The organism is Kitasatospora sp. NPDC029312 (assembly GCF_055569215.1).
Genome location: NZ_JBVHXY010000001.1, coordinates 328,162 through 345,251, shown reverse-complemented (window position 1 = coordinate 345,251; position 17,090 = coordinate 328,162). Strand labels below are relative to the sequence as shown.

The window sequence follows — 17,090 nt, the reverse complement described above, 5'->3', positions numbered from 1 at the left end:
TCCTCGCCCCCCCCCTTCCCTCCCCCCCCCCCCCCCCCCCCCCCTCCCCTCCCCCCCCCCCCCCCCCCCCCCCCCCCCCCCCCCCCCCCGGTACTACATGCTGTGACGTCGGCGTCACATGGTGCCACCGGCGCGGTGGCCCCGTTCACCATGACTGCGCCGGGAAGCACCCGGATGCGGCGAAGACGCGGTCAAAGGGAATTCTCATGATCCGCGGCGACGCGACACCCGCCGGGAATCGAACACCGCTTCACTGACGGAGCGGATGTTTCCACCCGCGACCAGCCCGCCGACCACCCCCCAAAGGGGCCGGCACGGCAGCGACACCGCGGTGAACACCCGCGCCCCCGGCACACCATGACGGGCGCAGGCAGACAGGCAGCGGCGCCGCGCCCCAGCCCGCACCCCCCCCCGCCCCCCGCTCTCCCCACCCGGACGCGGCAACCCTCCACCCCCCAGCACCTCCCCAAAAGCACCCCACGGGCACCCCACGCGAGACCGCGGCGCAAGCCCCGGCAGACGAACGCCAGGCCATACGACACAGCCCCAGCCACCACAGCACGCATTCACCCATCCGGCCCACGACACACCACCCCCACCCCCACTACGCCACCCACACCCACCCCCGGCCCGTCCCCGCCCGCCCCCGCCCGGCCCACCCCCGCCCGCCCCGGATCGCGGCGGCCATCACGAGGACGCGACGGCGACGGCGGCGGCGACGGCGACGACGGCGGCGGCGGCGCCTTCACGGGCCCGGCCACCGCGCCGGCCCGGCACCGTCCATGCCGACAGTGCTACTCGAGTCGCCTCGGCCAGACCCCCACCCCCCACCGCACCCCTCGACCAAGGCCGTCGCGCCGTGACCGCTCACCCCACTCCCCAGACCGCTTCCCGTCCCGCGCCACGCCGCGCCGGTCGATCACCACCGGCCGAACCGGGAACCCGCACCAACCCCATCCTCCCGAGCCGCACCGTGCCCTGAGCAGGACACGCTGCGCTTTCCTCCCGGACCGCACCGCGCCCAGAGCGAGACACGCTGCGCTCCCGCACCACCTCACCCACACGGACCCCCGCGAAAACCAAGCCGAAGCACGCGAAAGCCCAGCGGGCGAGCGCACAGGCCCAGCGGGCATGCGCACAGGCCCAGCGGGCATGCGCACAGGCCCAGCGGGCATGCGCACAGGCCCAGCGGGCGCGTCAGGAGGAAGCCCGACCACGAACCGCCCGAACCGCCGACTGCCTGAACAGGCTCGGCCGTAACCGACAAGCCGAACCCCCCGGCACTCCGTCGTCCCGGCAACCGGGACGGCGCTCTACCGGCGCAGCGCCGCGATCAGCGTGCCGGGCCGTTCCCCGTGCCACGGCGGGGCGGCGATCAGGCGGCCGTAGGCACCGGCGCGCCCGCGCACCGTGTGAGCCTCGGCCTCCCAACCGTGCCCGGCCAGCCAACCCACCGGATCCTCGGGCATCTCCGACACCCACAAAGACGCCGCCGACCCCGGCGCCGCACCCACACCGAAACGCTCGACCACCCCCCGCGAACCCCACGTCAACCCCATCCGACTACCCACCGCCGACAACCCACCGACCCGAGCCAGCAGCAGCTCCACCGCGTCCTGGGGCAGATAGATCAGCAGTCCTTCGGCGATCCACACGGTCGGCACCGCCGGATCGTGCCCCGCGGCGGCCAGCGCACCCGGCCAGTCCTGACGCAGGTCCACCGCAACGGTGATCCGCTCACACCGGGCGACCGCCCGCTCCCGGCGCAGCACCGAAGCCTTGAAGTCCAGTGGCGCGGCGGTGTCGACCTCGAACAGCCGGGTGCCCTCGGGCCAGTCCATCCGAAAGGCCCGGCTGTCCATGCCGGCGCCCAGCAGCACGACCTGCCGGACCCCGCACGCGCAGGCCTGCCGCAACACGTCGTCGAGGAACCTCGTCCTGATGACGATGGACAATGACACCGCCTCCCGGCGGGCCCGCGCGGCCTCGTCATCGGGCGGCGGGGAGGAGGGCCACAGGCCGCCGGCGGCGGCGAAGGCCTGTGCCAGCGGGTCGCGAAACAGCGCGTCCTGCCGCTCGCTCTCCAACGCCCGGACCCTGGCCACCCCCACCGCCGTGGCCCACACTCCCGACGGCCGCACCCACTCCCGCTCATCAGTCACCGCGCCAGCCTAGACCGCCGGCCCCAAGAAACCCGACGCGGGAAACCACGTCCCTGCGCGGCCGACCGGTCGTGGCGGCCGGCTCGTGCGCGGCCCGCTCGTGCGCGGCCGGCCGGTCATGCGCGCACCGAACCGCCCACGACCACCACGACCACCACCAGGAGGCGACGGCCAACGCTCACCCCCCGGGGACGCGACGCGACCACACGCGGTGGACCGGAGCCCGCCCCCGTGAACGAAGCCAGACAGGTCAGTGGAGGAACGACTGCGGCCCCAGACGCCCCCATACCACGAACGCGGCCAGCAGGACGTAGACCACGTCGACCACGACCAGCCCGTACTCCCGGCGCCGTACCCGCACCACCGCCGCCCCGGCCATCAACAGCACCAGCCCCACCGCGGCCAGCGGCACCACCACCTCGGCGATGCCCAGCACGGCGGGCACCACCAGCCCCACCGCCGCCAGCACCTCCACGCCACCGATCGCCTTCACCGCGCCGGCACTGAAATCCTCGACCCAGCGCCCACTGCACCCGGCGGCGGCGATCCGCTCCTTCCCGACGGCCAGCTTGAAGACGCCACCAAGCAGATAGGCGGCGGCGAGCAGTGCCGTGACGATCCACAACGCGAGGTTCACGGGAGTTCTCCTTGACTCACCGGCAGAGCCGGACGAAACGGGACGGGTAACCCGGGACAGGCCCGGGACGAGGACGAGACGGGCCGGGCAGACCGGAGGCCGAGGGGGCGGGCCGGGCGAAACGGCAGGGCGGGGCGGGAGGAGGTGACCGGGACGGGAACGGACTGAACCGGCCCGGACCAGGCCGGGGTTGGCGCGACCCGAGGCCTGGTCAAGCCCGGGACAGGCCGGGCCAAGGGCGCGGACCCGACCAGGCGGGGGCTGGCGCGGCCCGGGGCCTGGCCGGGCAGGGCGGGCCGGGCAGGGCGGGCCGGGTGGGTCAGAGGGTGGGGCGCTGTCCGGCGCGGTAACCGCCGCCGGGTCGCCGGGTCCTCACGTCGCCCCGGTTGAAGGCGTCGGTCACCGCTATCAGCCCGACCAGGGCGGCGAGTTGCACCCCGTCGTCGTCCGCGGCGGCCTCGCCCGACACCACGTGGCCACCAGGTTCAGCCGCACCGCTTCCCCGCCGGCGTGCAGGACGTCCCTGACGAGCATGACGACGCGGCAGCCGCAGCCGCAGCCGCCGAGATGGCCGGCCCGCAACCGCACCAACTCCCGCACCACGGCGGGCGGACCCGAGGGCCCGCACGCCCCGGTCGGCGGCGGTCAGGCGCCGCACGGCCTCGCCCATGACGGGACCGGCGAAAGGGGATCAGGCGTGCCCGCATCGACTGCTCCTCGGTACGTTGTCCGCTGACGCCCTCTCGGACAGGGCGGCGGGGCAGCTTGTGACAGACACGGATGTGACACGCGCCACCCCGCCCCCCCTTCTCTCGCGCGAGGGCGGGGACGGCGCCGAACGGAACCAGGGGGAGCCCATGACGGGATCGGCGGGCGTGACACAGGCGGCCGGGTACCGGCGGCTGCTGTTCTCCATCGCCTACGGCATGACGGGCTCGGTCGGCGACGCCGAGGACCTCGTCCAGGACACCTTCCTCAACCTGACCCGCGCCCAGCAGGCCGGCACCGCGATCACCGACCTGAAGGCGTACCTGACCACCTCCGTCACCCGGGCGGGCATCAACCACCTCGCCCGCGCCCGGGTACGGCGCGAAAGATACGTCGGCCAGTGGCTGCCCGAACCCGTCGTCGCCTTCACCCACAACCCCGACGACGGCCCGGCCGAACACGCCGAACTGACCGACTCCCTGTCGATGGCCTTCCTCGTGATGCTCGAAGCCCTCTCCCCCGTGGAACGCGCGGTCGTCCTGCTCCGCGAAGCGTTCGGCTACGACTACCGGCAGATCGCCGAACTGACCGGCAAGACCGAACCGAACTGCCGCCAGATCCTCACCCGCGCCCGCAAACGCCTCGCCACCACCCCCCACCCCCACACCCCGCTACCACCCGCCCGCCGCGCCGAAGCCCGAGAACTCGCCCGCCGCTTCTTCGACGCCGCCGCCGGCGGAAACCTGCAGGACCTGCTCACCCTGCTCGCCCCCGACGCCATCCTCCACGGCGACGGCGGCGGCAAGGCCCTCGCCATCGGCCGCTCCGTCACCCACCCCCGCCACATCGCCCAACTCCTCATCCGCGGCCTGCACCGCCTCACCACCCTCGGCGCCACCCTCACCCCCGCCCACATCAACGGCCAGCCCGGCATCGTCGCCTACGACCCCCACCACCGGATCCTCAACGTCGTCGCCCTCCACCTCACCCCCCACGGCACGATCCACGCCATCCACGCTGTCTCCAACCCCGACAAACTCCACCACCTCGGCGAAGTCTCCGACCTCGGCCTACGCACACCCCGCCCCACCCACCCCCGCCACAACCCCACCTGACACACCACCACCGGACACACCCCCGAGCCGGAGCCAGCACAACGGAAACGAAAAGCGACGCCACCAGGCCACCCCGGTCACCAGACATCCGATACCAGCACGCACGTTCGATTGGTCGGCCGCACAGCACGCGGCTCCCGGTCCGCAAAGCGGACCCGGAGCGACGCGCACGACCTCCCACCCCACCAACCGGCACCCCACCCGGACCCGCGGACCCACTGAAGCGCCGACCGGCCCCGCGGGTTCAGGAACCCTGCAACCGCACTGCGGTCGCCCGGACATCCGGCAACCGGGCATACAACGCATCACCCGGACACTCAGTGGCAAAACCATCGCGATGCCCGGAAATCGCATCGAAGTCGACGACCGTGCCCTTGGGATACAAACTCGCATCCGAACCGGACGTCAGCTTGGCCGTACCACCCGCCCCCCGACCAGTCAGACCCAGCTTCCACGCCGCGATCTTCGCAAGACCATCCCGCAACGCCTGCGGCGGACCGTCCGTACTGTACGTACCGATCGCCGCGACCCCCGACGAATCCGTGTTGAAACCCAACGTATGCGCACCCAAAACCGGCTGATCCACCCCACCCGCACGACCCTCATACACCGTGCCACAACGATCCACCAGGAAGTTGTAGCCGATATCCCGCCAGCCATTGCTCTGCACGTGGTACTGGTAAATCGACCTGATCACCCGAGGCGCATCCGCACACGCATACTCCGTGGCCGTCGCCGTGTGATGCACGAACACCACCCGCACCCCACCCGTGTACACGAAACCCGGCTCCCGGATCGACTCATCCGCCCCCCACCCCGCCCGCGTCACAATCCCCGGACGCGGCGCCGCCGCCACCACAGGACCAGCCGGACGCTCAGGCAACGCCTGCACATCCCCGGAAACAGCCCCCCGACCAGGATCGACCAACTCCACCCTCAACCCCCGCGGAAGACCACCCCGACCAGGACGCACCTCCACCGCCACCCCATCACTACGCCCCGTCCACAACGGCGCAGTACCACCCCGCGCCACACCCCGCCCCGCCACCTCACCCACATCCGGCACATCCACCGGATCAGCCTCCAACACACGCCACCCACCCCACCGCCCCGACACCGCATCCCGCGTCCGCACCCGCACCGACCCCCCAGCCAACGCACTCGGAACCCCATCCCACACCACCCCCACCAACTCAAACCCCCGCGTCACCCGAGCCCCCAACACACCCCCCGCCCCCAAACCCACAGACGTCACCGAACCACCCCCAGCCGACACCCGCACCACCGACCCACCCCCAGACGCGACCACCGACACACCACCCGCCGAAGCCACCGACGGAAACACCAACCCCACCACACAACCCACCACAACAACCAACCGCACAGTCATCCTCATACAACACATAGTCACCACAAATCCCCACCCCCGCACCCCACCCACCACCCCCACTCACCCACCCCAGCGACCCACACACCACAACCCACACGGACAGCAGGCACACCCCGGACCGTCACGCGATCACCCCAAGCGCCTCACCTAACGAGCGACCACGGAACCCGCACGGGAACGACACGACGGGGCACCGGCACGGAAACGGCGACACGGGAGCAGCAACACAGGCCTGACAAAACCGGGGCATCACCGCACAAGGCGGCGCGGGACCGCGGCACCAACGCAAGAGCGGCAGCACACATACCACCGCAGAAACGGCGCGGCACGGAAACCGGCGGCACAGAACCCGGCCAAGCCAAGGCATCACTCCACCGGCAGCAGCATGAGCCCCGGCAAACCTAGACCGAAAAACCAAACCGCTGCTGCCACCAGAGCAGCAGCGGCCCCAACACAAACCACCGCCACACAAACCCGACTTCCGGACAGAGCCCGTTCCCGTGCCCGCCCCTGGGCCGCCTGACCTGAGCGAGGCAGCGTTCCGGCGATCCAGCGAAAACGGTCAAGCCGTTCACAACGGGCTACCGGTCACGGGCAGCCAGCAGACGCCGCGAGAATTCCACACCCGCAGATCACCCCCAGCGGGCCGCAAAACCCGCCCAGCTACGGGTGATGTGGGCGGCGCCCGGTCCCGCGAAATGCGCCGGTATCACCAACTCCCGCTGGTCAGCGACCCGTCCCAGAACACGCAACCGGACACCCGCCACCTACCGCACAACCAGACAGAAACAACCGTCGCAGCAGAGGCACGCCAACCACACCCGCGAACCCAGCACGTCACCCACAACGCAACCGAGTTACACCGTTCGCTGGACACAGCCCTCCGGCCGCACCTGTTCCGGAACCCCGTCAGGAAAGACGGTGAGCCAGACCCGGATAGTCACGGACCACGCCATCAACGTCAACCGTCAAGTCCGCGTGGTAGTCACCGGAAGCGAAACGAACCATCGCAGCACCGTCCGGGAAGGTGTGGAGGTGGGTGTAAGACTGACGAGAGACGTGGACCGTCAAGTCGGGGACCCGAACCCACGCCACGACAAGGTGATGCTCACCCGGACCGCGGTGGAGGCGGTGACGCAGAACCGGCGGTGTGTTGGTAAGGGGGGACAGGCCCAGATCACAATCCAGAGCACCGGCCAGATCCGGACGCTCAACGCCGTCGGCGCTCCAGCGGCCGGTAGCCTCCCGGCGCAGGTCGAGAGTGCGGACCGTCTCGGGGGTGTGGGCGGTGACGTGGAGACGGCGGGTGGTGAAATCCTCGCCGGTCTCGAGTTCGTACATGAGCCAGTACGGCGTCGGCAGAGCAGCGGCGACGCGTCCGCGGGCGCTCAGGGTGGCGGGGCCGAGGTCGATCCAGGCGGTCTCCAGGCCGGCGGTGTCGGTGATCCGCCAGGTAGCGACGATGGTGCGGGGGCTCATCCGGGCACGCTAACGCCCGCCGCCGCCATCGCCCGGCAGGCCGGGCCGGACGCCCGCCTCCGGAGGGTGCAACGGACCGGCGGTCCCGTTGCCGAGCGTTTGACCCGCGACCGAAGGGAAAACGCTGCCCATGGGACTGTTCCGCAGAACACGCGCTGAACGACACGGCGGCGCCGCCCGCGGCCCCGAGGAAGCCGCGAGCGAAGGGCCGGACGAACCGACGCAGGTACCGGCCCACGGCTGGCTCGGCGTGCTCAAACGCACCGGCCGGGAATTCCTCGACGACGAGTTGCCGGACCGAGCGGCCGCGCTGACGTACTACGGGGTGCTGGCGATCTTCCCGGCGCTGCTGGTGCTGGTGTCGGTGCTCGGCCTGGTCGGCACCTCCGCGACCAACGCGGTCCTGGACAACCTGCAGAAGCTCGCCCCCGGGTCGGCACGCGACATCCTCCACACCGCGATCACCCAGTTGCAGAGCAGTCGGAGCACGGGCGGGGTGCTGGCGGTGGTGGCCACGGCGGGTGCCCTGTGGTCCGCGTCCGGGTACATCGCGGCGTTCATCCGGGCGGGAAACGCCGTCTACGACATCCGGGAGGGCCGCCCGGTGTGGAAGACCATGCCGCTGCGGGTCGGGCTGACACTGCTGATGATGGTGCTGCTGACGGCCAGCGCCGTGATCGTGGTGTTCACGGGCCCGTTGGCGGAGCGGGCCGGGGACGTGCTCGGGGTCGGTCACACGGTGGTGACGGTCTGGTCGATCGCCAAGTGGCCGGTACTCGTGCTACTGGTGTCGTTCATGATCGCGCTGCTGTACTGGGCGGCGCCGAACGTCCGCGGCCGGGGCTTTCGCTGGATCTCGCCGGGCAGTGTGCTGGCGGTGCTGCTGTGGCTGGTGCTGTCCGGCGGTTTCGCCGCGTACGTGGCGAACTTCGGCTCCTACAACAAGACGTACGGCACACTCGCCGGAGTGATCGTGTTCCTGGTGTGGCTGTGGCTGACCAACCTCGCCATCTTGCTCGGGTTGGAATTCGATGCCGAACTGGCCCGGGAGCGGGCGATCGAGGGTGGCATGCCGCCGGGCGAGGAGCCCTACGTGCCGCCGCGCGACACTCGCAAGTGGCCGGACGACGAACGCGGCGGCGGCCGGGCCTGACCGGCCGCCCTGGCCCTGGTCCGTGAGCGACATACCGTGAGTGACACGGCACCGACGGCCGCTTCGGACCGAGATCAGTCCGAAGCGACGCGCCGACCAGGAATTTCAGGTGCGGGCAAGACGGACGCGGTGGTACGAGACCGGCATGGACGATCTCGTGACCGCACGCCTCATCCTCCGCCCGCTCACCGAACAGGACGCCCGCCGGATTCTCGCCCGCCAACCAGGCGACGCCGACGCCTGGGCACCCGGCTACCCCGCCGAGGCGGACCTCGCCGGCGCCCGCCGCCACCTGGCCGTGTGCACCAGCACCGGCGACCCGCACCCCTTCGGCGCCTACGAGATCCGGCTGTGCGAGAACGGCCACGCCATAGGCGGCGCCGGCTTCCACGACCGCCCCGACTCCGTCGACACGGTCACCGTCGGCTACGGCCTGGTCCCCGCCATCCGCGGGCGCGGCTACGCCTCCGAGACCCTGCGCGCCCTGCTGGACCACGCTCGCCGACACGGCGCGGCCCGGGTCGTCGGCGACACCGACGCCGCCAACACCGCCTCCCAACGCGTCATGACCGCCGCCGGCATGCGCGAGAGCGGCCGCGACGAACACCTGGTGCGCTACGAGAGCGCCTGGCCCACGCCGCCGACCGCCAACGCCGGATAGCACCCGGCCCCGAGTGGTGGCGCGGCCGGGTGTTGCGGGTGCGGCGATCGCATGGCCGGCAGCCACGCGGTGCGGGTAGGTAGGCGGGATCGCAGGGCTCCTTTCCGCCAGGGACTCGGCCTGCGGCGCGCGCATGAGCTGCTGTCCTTCGCCCGCCGCCCCTCACCGACCGCGTGCGGGGTGTCCGGTCCTCGGTCACCCTGGGTACGCCGGTGCGGGCGGGCAGTAGGATCAACGGCGTTGTCACCCGTCCGTACACCGCTGGTAGGAGGCTTTTCCATGGCTCAGGTCACGCTGAAGGGGAACCCGGTCGAGATCGGCGGCGCACTGCCCGCCACCGGCACCCAGGCCCCCGCGTTCACGCTCGTCGGCGCGGGCCTCACGGACACCTCCCTCAAGGACTTCGCCGGACAGCGCAAGGTCCTCAACATCTTCCCCAGCATCGACACCCCCACCTGCGCCACCTCCGTACGCACCTTCAACACCCAGGCCGCCGCCCTGGAGAACACCGTCGTCCTCTGCATCTCCGCCGACCTGCCGTTCGCCCAGGCCCGCTTCTGCGGCGCCGAAGGCCTCGACAACGTCAAGACCCTCTCCACCCTGCGCTCCCGCGACTTCCACGACACCTACGGCGTCGCCATCACCAACGGCCCCCTCGCCGGCCTCACCGCCCGCGCCGTCATCGTCCTCGACGAGAACGACACCGTCCTCCACACCGAACTCGTCCCCGAAATCGCCGACGAGCCGAACTACGAAGCCGCCCTCACCACCCTCAACTGAACCCGCACTCACGAACACCGGCCGCCCCTGCGCCGCTCGCCCCCACCCCCGTCGGGGGCGGGCGGTGTCAGGCGGCCGTCTCCTCTCCTGGGCTCAGAGGCCCAGGAGTTCGGCGAAGGTGCCACCGAGGACGCGGTCGCGCAGCTCGGCGGACGGGGTGACCCGCTCGACGAGGGCGCGGGTCAGGACCGGGTCGCCGTAGGGCGCGTCCGAGCCGAAGACGGTACGGTCGGGCACCTCCCGGATGGCCAGGCGGACGGCGAACACGACGCTCGCCGTGGAGAGTTCCAGGTACAGGTTCGGCGTGTCCCGGGCCAGTTCGACGGCTGTCAGCCAGTTGAGGCCGCCGAGTTGGCTGACCACGACCGGGACGCTCGGGTGGCGGCGGGCGAGATCGGCCAGCGTCGCCAGGTCACCGGCCGTGGTGGGGGCGAATCCGTGGACCACGACCGGCAGGCCGCCGTGGTCCGCGGCGGCGCGCAGGACCGGTTCGACGAGTCCCGCGCCGTCCGGCGAGCGGGCCCGCCCCCGGCGGCTTAGGGGTCCTCGGCCGATCGAGGTGGCTCGGGCGCGCCGGGTGCCGGATGATCTGTCCACGGGGGACGGGACGGACCGGCCCCGGTGGATGCCGAACAAAGGGGCTGCGCAGATGGATACGGCACGCACACTCGTCCTGGTGGCGGCCACCGTGACCTGCGGGCTGAGCGCCGGGCTGTTCTACGCCTACGCGTGCTCGGTGATGCCCGCGCTCGCCCGGGTCGAGGACCGGACCTTCATCGAGGTCATGCGGCGGATCAACGTGGCGATCCTGAACGGCTGGTTCATGCTCGGGTTCGTCGGCGCCCTGCTCACCACGGCGGCCGCGGTCGCCCTGCACCTGCCCTCGGACGGCCGGGCCGCGCTGCCCGCGACGGCGGCCGCCCTGGTGCTGTACGCGGCGGCGATCGGAGTCACCCGCGCGGTCAACATCCCGCTGAACGACGCGCTGGCGGCGGCCGGAGCGCCGGACGCGGTCGCCGACCCGGCGGCGGTACGCGTCCGTTTCGAGGCGCGGTGGGCCCGCTTCAACGTGCTGCGCGCCGTGCTGTGCACGGCCGCGCTGGGCTGCCTCGCCTGGGCGCTGGTCCTCGACGGGCGGAGCTGAACCACACCCCGCGACGTCGACGCCCGGCGCCGGGAAGGCCCGGCGCCCGGACCCGGGTCAGCAGAGGAGCCCGAAGCCGTAGCCGCGCGCCTTGAGGGTGGACAGGATCGCCGGCAGTGCGGCGGCGGTCTGGCCGCGGTCGCCTCCGCCGTCGTGCAGCAGGATCACCGAGCCGGGGCGCACGGTGTTGAGCACCCGCGACTGGATCGCGCCCGTCCCCGGCCGGGACCAGTCCGCCGGATCGACCGACCAGAGCACCACCTGCTTGCCCAGCCCCGCCGCCCGGGAGCGCACGGTGCCGTTGACCGCGCCGTACGGCGGGCGCAGGCACTTCGGGGTGCGGCCGGTCTGGGCGCGGATCGCCCGATCCGTGTCACCCACCTGGGCGTTGAAGCCGGCGGCCGAGAGCCGGCGCAGGTCGGGGTGCGACCAGGAGTGGTTCTGCACGCTGTGGCCCTCGCGGGCCACCTGCCGCGTGATCGAAGGGTGGGCCGCGACGTTCTCCCCGATCTCGAAGAAGGTCGCGTGCACGCCGTAGCGGTTGAGGATCGACAGGATCCGCGGCGTGTAGGCGGGGCTCGGGCCGTCGTCGAAGGTCAGGTAGACCACCTTGCCGCCGGCCGCCTCTGCGGGTGCGGCCGGCACGGCGACCGCCGCACCCGCCACCAGTGCGACGGCGAGGGCGCCGATCGCGGCCCGGACCCTTCCAACTGCCTTGCGGCCGGCGGGTCGTACGGTCATACCAGCCCCCTGCGGTCGGAACTCCCGGCTACCCGGGCATTCTGCGCCGGAGCGGGCGGGTGCCGCGACCCACCCGGGACGACAGGGGGTGAAACCGGCCAGTCGAACGACGGGTTGTCCCCAGCGCGTTCTCCCTCACGCCGAGTGGTGTACCCGGGCTGACGCCGGGCGGAGGGGGCCGGTGCGGGCGGCCCCCTCCGCCCCGGGGGGGGCGGCCCTCAGCCGACCATGGCCGCGAGGACGGTGCGCCAGTCCTCGCCGGGCTCCGGCTGGAGCGCGGCCGCCAGGGTCTCGGCGCGGTAGTGCCAGGGGCGGTGCAGGTCCGGGTCGGCGTCGGGGCGCAGGTCCAGGGTGCTCCGGGAGCCGAGCAGGCGGATCAGCTCGGTGGCGAAGTCCACCCAGGAGACGTGCCCGCTGATCGCGTTGACGACCCGGCCGGCGGCCGGGTGGTCGGGCTGGGCGCAGGCGGCGACGGCGCGGGCGAGGGCCGCCGAGTGCACCCAGGCGGCGCCGCTCCAGGCGGGCCGGTCGCCGGGGGCCGGGGCGGGCAGGGTGACGGGCCGGCCGGCCAGGGCAGCCTGGTAGAGCTCGCCGGTGGAGCCCCAGCGCAGCTGGTCGCGCAGGCGCTGGTGGGGGCCCCAGACGATCGGGGCGCGCACGGCGGTGACCGGGCCGCGCCCGTTCGCCCCGGCCGCTTCGAAGAGCAGCCGCTCGCAGTCCAGTTTGGCCTGCCCGTAGGGGGTGACCGGCGCGCAGCTCGGGGCGCCCTCGGCGACGTCCGCGCCGGGCGGCCGCCCGTAGGCGTCGATGCTGCTGACGAAGACGAACGGCCCGCCGGACCAGCCGTCCAGCAGGGCGCGCATGGCGGCGATGTCGACGGCGTGTTCGGTGAAGGTGCAGGCGGCGTGGATGACGGCGTCGACGCCCTTGACGGCGCGGTGCAGGCTGTCCGGGTCGGACAGGTCGCCTTCGGCGATCTCGGCGCCGTTGAGGGCCGGCAGGTGCGCGGACTCGGGCCGGACCAGTACGCGCACGGGGCGGCCCTGGGCCATCAGCTCCTGGAGGACGGCGGCGCCGACGCCGCCGGTGGCGCCGGTGAGCAGCACGGTGCCGGTGCGGGCTTCGGTGCGGGCTTCGGTGCGGAGCCGGGCGCCGGTCTGGGCGAGGGCGGCGCGGCGCTCGTCCTCGCGGGTGGCGAGCAGGGCCGCGAGGGCGCGCGGGGTGCGCCGTTCCAGGATGTCGAGGCCGGTGAGCGGCAGCCCGACGCGGGTGCGCAGCCGTTCGGCGAGTTGGACGGCGATCAGCGAGTGGCCGCCGAGGGCGAAGAAGTCGCCGTCGGCGGGCGGGACGCTGCCGAGCAGTTCACCGAAGGCCGTGCGGACCAGGTCGAGCGGGCCGGGCCGGTCGGGAGCGGTGGTCGGGTCGGTGGCCGGGTGGGTGCTCGGGTCGCCGGCCGAGGCGGTGGTCGGGGTGGCGCCGGGCAGGCGGTCGCGGTCGACGGTGCCGTCCGCGGCGCGCGGGATGCGGTCCACCAGCGTGACGGCCAGCGGGAGTTCGGCGGCGGGGAGGCTGCACCGGAGGGCTGCACGCAGGTCGCTGCCGCTGGGGGCGACCGGTCCGCGCACCACCGCATAGGCGAGCGGCGGGCCGTCGGCGGCCTCGACCACGGCCGCCTCGGCGACCCTCGGGTCGGCGCAGAGCGCCTCGACGACGGGGTGGCGGGCGGTGGCCAGGCGGCTTCCGGGCAGCTGGGACAGCGGCCGGTCCGCGTCCTCGGCCACCGCGCCGAGCACGGCGGCGAAGGCTTCGAGCAGCCGGGCGGCGGTGGTCTCGTCCAGCGCGTCGCGGTCGTGCTGGACCAGGCAGCGCGGCTGCGGCCCGTCCTCCAGCAGCAGGGCGAGGCCGAACTTGGCCAGTCCGAGGTCGAGGTCGACGTTCTCGGAGTCGAGCCCGGGGAGTGCCAGCGCTGTGACGGGCTGGACGAGGTCGCAGCTGACGGAGAGCAGCGGGGTGCCGTCGGCGCCGCGGGCGGCGGCGCCGAGGCGCTCGACGACCAGGTCGAAGGGCACCTGGTGGTGCTGCTGGGCGTCGAGCAGTGCGTCGCGCACCACGGCGAGCGCCTCGCTGAAGGTCTCCTCGCCTCCCAACTCGGCCCGTACGGCGAGGGTGTTGACGCCGAGGCCGACGGTGCGGCGAAGCTCGGGGAGGGCGCCGTGGCCGCTGGCGCAGCCGAGGGTGAGGTCGTCCTGCCCGGAGGCGGTGCGCAGGGTGGCGAAGGCGGCGGCGAGGACGACGGCGAACAGCGTGGCGCCGTGCCGCGCGCCGAGCCGGCGCAGGCCGTCGACGGTGGCGGCGTCGATCGGTGCGGCGTGCAGGGTGGCCCGGTGTTCACGGGAGCCGGGGGGCACGGGCCGCAGCAGCGGGAGCGGCCGGGCGCCGGCCAGCTGGGCGGCGCGGGCGTCGGCGGCGGCGGTGAGTTCGGCGTCGCGGGCGCGTTCCTGGCGGGCGTACTCGGCGTAGGGCAGTCCGGCCGGCGGGAGTTGGGGGTCGAGGCCGTCGCGGGCGGCGGCGTAGAGCGCGGCGAGGTCGGCCGCGAGCACCGGCAGGGAGCCGCCGTCGACGGCGATGTGATGGATCGTCAGCAGCAGGGTGTGGTCGTCGGGTCCGTGCCGGAGCAGCAGGGCCCGCAGCACCGGGCCGGCGGCGAGGTCGAACGGCCGGGCGGCCTCGGCGGCGATCCGGTCGGTCCAGTCGCCGTCCCCGTCCCCGTCACCGTCGGCGTCACCGTCACCGTGGGCGTCGGCGCCGGCGCCGGCGTCGATGATCGGCAGCGGCACCGGGGCAGCCGGCTCGATCAGCTGGTACGGCTGGTCGCCCCGGCGCGGGTAGCGGGTGCGCAGGACGGCGTGCCGCTCGGTGACGGCGGTGAGCGCGGTCGCGAGGGCGTCCGGATCGAGCGGGCCACGCAGCCGGGTGGCGATCGGGACGTTGTAGAGGGCGCCGCCCTGGCCGAGGTGGTCCATCAGCCACATACGCTGTTGGGCGTGGGAGAGCGGGGCCGGGCCGGCGGGCGGCGCGGTCGGGCGGTCCGGCGCGGCGGCGGCGCGGCGGTTGCGGGCGCGGCGCAGTAGGTCGCTCTGGTCGGTGGTGCTCATCGGTCGGCTCCCGGGGTGTCGTCGGCGTCCCGCAGGGCGCGCTCCAGCAGTTCGGCCTGTCCGGCCACGGTGGGGTGGCCGAGGAAGTCGGCGAGGGAGAGCTCGACGCCGAGGTCCTCGCGCAGGTCGTCGACGACCCACATGGCGAGCAGCGAGTGGCCGCCTTCGGCGAGGAAGTCGGCGGCCGGGTCGGTGATCGGGCGCTCCAGGGCGCGGCTCCAGGCCTCGGCGACGACCTGCTGGATCGGGGTGAGCGCCGTACCGGCCGACTGGGGGCCGGCGGCCGGGTCGGCGGCGGTGGCGAGCGCCCGCCGGTCGACCTTGCCGCTGCCGGTGAGCGGCAGCGCGTCGAGGACGGCCCAGGCGGTGGGCACCAGGTGGGCGGGCAGCCGGTCGGCGAGCCGGCCGCGCAGGGTCTCGACGGCCGGCCGGACGCCCTCGGTGAGGACCAGGCAGGCGGTGAGCGCGGCGTCGGTCTGGCCGGCCCGGCGGACCACCACGGCCGCCTCGGCGACCTCGGGGAACTGCAGCAGGGCGTGCTCGACCTCGCCGGGTTCGATCCGGAAGCCCCGGACCTTGACCTGGTCGTCGGTGCGGCCCTGGAACTCCAGCACCCCGTCGGGCCGTTGGCGCGCCAGGTCGCCGCTGCGGTAGGCGCGGCCGTGGCCCGGGAGCTCGCGGAAACGCTCGGCGGTCAGGTCCGGCCGGTTCAGGTAGCCGCGGGCGAGCCGCGCGCCGGCGATCCAGAGTTCGCCGACCGCGCCGGGCTCCACCGGGGCGAGCCGATCGTCGAGGACGAGCGTGCGGGCGCCGCCGAAGGGCCGTCCGATCGGGACGGCGCCGCGGTCACAGTCGGCCGGGGTGACCCGGTGCAGGGTGGTGAAGGTGGTGGCCTCGGTGGGCCCGTACACGTTGTAGAGCTCCAGCCACGGGAAGGCCCGCAGCACCGCGCCGGCGTGCTCGGCGGACATCGCCTCGCCGCCGACGGCCAGGGTGCGCAGCACGCCGAAGATCCGGGACTGCTTGGCGGCCAGGTGGTGGAAGAGCGCGGTGGTGAGGAAGACGGTGGTGACGCCGAACCGCTCGACGTCGCGGACGAGTTCCTCGGTGGAGGCGCGGTCGGCCTGGGCGACCGCGACGGCGGCCCCTCGGGCGAGCGGGGCCCACAGTTCGAACGTGGCGGCGTCGAAGGAGACCGTGGAGTGGTGGAGCATCCGGTCGCGCGGGCCGATGGCGAGCGCGTCGCGGGCGGTGACCAGATCGGTGACGGCGCTGTGCGGAACGATCACGCCCTTGGGCCGGCCGGTGGAGCCGGAGGTGTAGTAGAGCAGGGCGGTCGCCGTCGCCTCGGCGGCGTCGGGCACCGGCGCCGCCGGGGTGGCCTCGGTGCCGCGCTCGGTCAGCACGAGGGTGCGCTCCTCGGGCAGTCCGGCCTCGGCGAGCAGCGTCTTGTCGCCGAGGACGAGTCGCACGTCCGCGTCGGCGGTCATCTCGGCGATGCGCGGGCGCGGGTAGGCCGGGTCGAGCGGAAGGACGTGGCCGCCGGCCCGCCAGACGGCGAGCTGGGCGACGACTAGGCGGGTGGAGCGGGCGCAGAGCAGGCCGACGGCGCTGCCAGGGCCGATCCCGCGCGCGGCCAGGACGGCGGCCAACCGGCCGGAGGCGTCGACGAGTTCGCGATAGGTGAGGACGGTGGAGCCGTCGGTCACGGCGAGCGCGCCGGGGTGCTGCTCGGCCTGCCGGGTGATCAGGGCGGGCAGCGTCGTCAGATCGGGACGGATCGCCGGGGCGGGCGAGGTGGTCAGGGTGGTGGGCGTCATGGCTGGTTCCCTTCCGGGCGGCCCGGCGGCGGTGCCGGGGCGGGCGCCCGTGGTCAGGAGAGGTCTGGGGTGGGGGGGGGGGGGGGGGGGGGGGGGGGGGTGGGCTCGCGCCACCCCAAAAAACGTTGCCCAGACAGCAAGAAGA

The 17,090-nt window shown here is 73.6% G+C and carries 14 protein-coding genes; 5 read left to right on the top strand and 9 right to left on the bottom strand.

Features of this window, described 5'->3' with window-relative positions:
- Window positions 1–1,313: 1,313 nt before the first annotated feature.
- The 3 genes from ACZ4WV_RS01540 to ACZ4WV_RS01530 all read right to left on the bottom strand — a co-directional run bounded on the left by ACZ4WV_RS01540 (window position 1,314) and on the right by ACZ4WV_RS01530 (window position 3,271).
- Window positions 1,314–2,126, bottom strand: coding sequence for an SAM-dependent methyltransferase (locus ACZ4WV_RS01540; RefSeq protein ID WP_465741640.1), 813 nt, complete (start codon window positions 2,124–2,126; stop codon window positions 1,314–1,316).
- A 286-nt stretch (window positions 2,127–2,412) separates the two neighbouring features.
- The gene (locus tag ACZ4WV_RS01535; protein ID WP_465741638.1) at window positions 2,413–2,799 is read right to left on the bottom strand and encodes a DoxX family protein; all 387 of its coding nucleotides are present in this window, start codon (window positions 2,797–2,799) and stop codon (window positions 2,413–2,415) included.
- A gap of 319 nt (window positions 2,800–3,118) precedes the next feature.
- Complete coding sequence (locus ACZ4WV_RS01530) at window positions 3,119–3,271, bottom strand: hypothetical protein (protein WP_465741637.1); 153 nt, start codon at window positions 3,269–3,271, stop codon at window positions 3,119–3,121.
- A gap of 385 nt (window positions 3,272–3,656) precedes the next feature.
- On the opposite strand from ACZ4WV_RS01530, the gene ACZ4WV_RS01525 reads away from it, so the two are divergent.
- Window positions 3,657–4,622, top strand: a complete 966-nt coding sequence (locus ACZ4WV_RS01525) for a sigma-70 family RNA polymerase sigma factor (RefSeq protein ID WP_465741635.1) — start codon at window positions 3,657–3,659, stop codon at window positions 4,620–4,622.
- Window positions 4,623–4,866: 244 nt separating this feature from the next.
- Here the strand turns inward: ACZ4WV_RS01525 and ACZ4WV_RS01520 are convergent, their stop codons facing one another.
- Together ACZ4WV_RS01520 and ACZ4WV_RS01515 are read right to left on the bottom strand one after the other, a co-directional pair.
- Window positions 4,867–5,556, bottom strand: coding sequence for a peptidoglycan recognition protein family protein (locus tag ACZ4WV_RS01520; protein WP_465741633.1), 690 nt, complete (start codon window positions 5,554–5,556; stop codon window positions 4,867–4,869).
- A 1,365-nt stretch (window positions 5,557–6,921) separates the two neighbouring features.
- Window positions 6,922–7,491, bottom strand: a complete 570-nt coding sequence (locus ACZ4WV_RS01515) for a putative glycolipid-binding domain-containing protein (protein WP_465741631.1) — start codon at window positions 7,489–7,491, stop codon at window positions 6,922–6,924.
- Between the two features lie 130 nt (window positions 7,492–7,621).
- Here ACZ4WV_RS01515 and ACZ4WV_RS01510 point away from each other — a divergent pair, with 130 nt between their 5' ends.
- The 3 genes from ACZ4WV_RS01510 (at window position 7,622) to tpx (ending at window position 10,085) form a co-directional block, all read left to right on the top strand.
- Window positions 7,622–8,644: a YihY/virulence factor BrkB family protein gene (locus ACZ4WV_RS01510; RefSeq protein WP_465741629.1), complete on the top strand. Its 1,023-nt coding sequence runs from the start codon at window positions 7,622–7,624 to the stop codon at window positions 8,642–8,644.
- 145 nt (window positions 8,645–8,789) lie between these two features.
- Window positions 8,790–9,305: a GNAT family N-acetyltransferase gene (locus ACZ4WV_RS01505; RefSeq protein WP_465741627.1), complete on the top strand. Its 516-nt coding sequence runs from the start codon at window positions 8,790–8,792 to the stop codon at window positions 9,303–9,305.
- Window positions 9,306–9,584: 279 nt separating this feature from the next.
- Window positions 9,585–10,085, top strand: coding sequence for a thiol peroxidase (tpx, locus tag ACZ4WV_RS01500; RefSeq protein WP_465741625.1), 501 nt, complete (start codon window positions 9,585–9,587; stop codon window positions 10,083–10,085).
- Between the two features lie 93 nt (window positions 10,086–10,178).
- On the opposite strand, the gene ACZ4WV_RS01495 is transcribed toward tpx, so the two are convergent.
- Window positions 10,179–10,682 (bottom strand): amidohydrolase family protein, encoded by a 504-nt coding sequence (locus ACZ4WV_RS01495; protein WP_465741623.1) that lies wholly within the window; start codon window positions 10,680–10,682, stop codon window positions 10,179–10,181.
- 52 nt (window positions 10,683–10,734) lie between these two features.
- Between ACZ4WV_RS01495 and ACZ4WV_RS01490 the strand changes: the two genes are divergently transcribed.
- Window positions 10,735–11,229, top strand: coding sequence for an anthrone oxygenase family protein (locus tag ACZ4WV_RS01490; protein WP_465741621.1), 495 nt, complete (start codon window positions 10,735–10,737; stop codon window positions 11,227–11,229).
- 57 nt (window positions 11,230–11,286) lie between these two features.
- Here the strand turns inward: ACZ4WV_RS01490 and ACZ4WV_RS01485 are convergent, their stop codons facing one another.
- From ACZ4WV_RS01485 to ACZ4WV_RS01475, 3 genes are all read right to left on the bottom strand, one after another.
- The gene (locus ACZ4WV_RS01485) at window positions 11,287–11,970 is read right to left on the bottom strand and encodes a polysaccharide deacetylase family protein (protein WP_465741619.1); all 684 of its coding nucleotides are present in this window, start codon (window positions 11,968–11,970) and stop codon (window positions 11,287–11,289) included.
- A gap of 218 nt (window positions 11,971–12,188) precedes the next feature.
- On the bottom strand, window positions 12,189–15,125 hold the full coding sequence (locus ACZ4WV_RS01480; protein WP_465741617.1) for a condensation domain-containing protein: 2,937 nt from the start codon (window positions 15,123–15,125) through the stop codon (window positions 12,189–12,191).
- Window positions 15,122–16,945, bottom strand: coding sequence for a non-ribosomal peptide synthetase (locus ACZ4WV_RS01475; RefSeq protein ID WP_465741615.1), 1,824 nt, complete (start codon window positions 16,943–16,945; stop codon window positions 15,122–15,124). Before ACZ4WV_RS01475 ends, ACZ4WV_RS01480 begins: the two co-directional genes overlap by 4 nt.
- Between the last annotated feature and the right edge of the window lie 145 nt (window positions 16,946–17,090).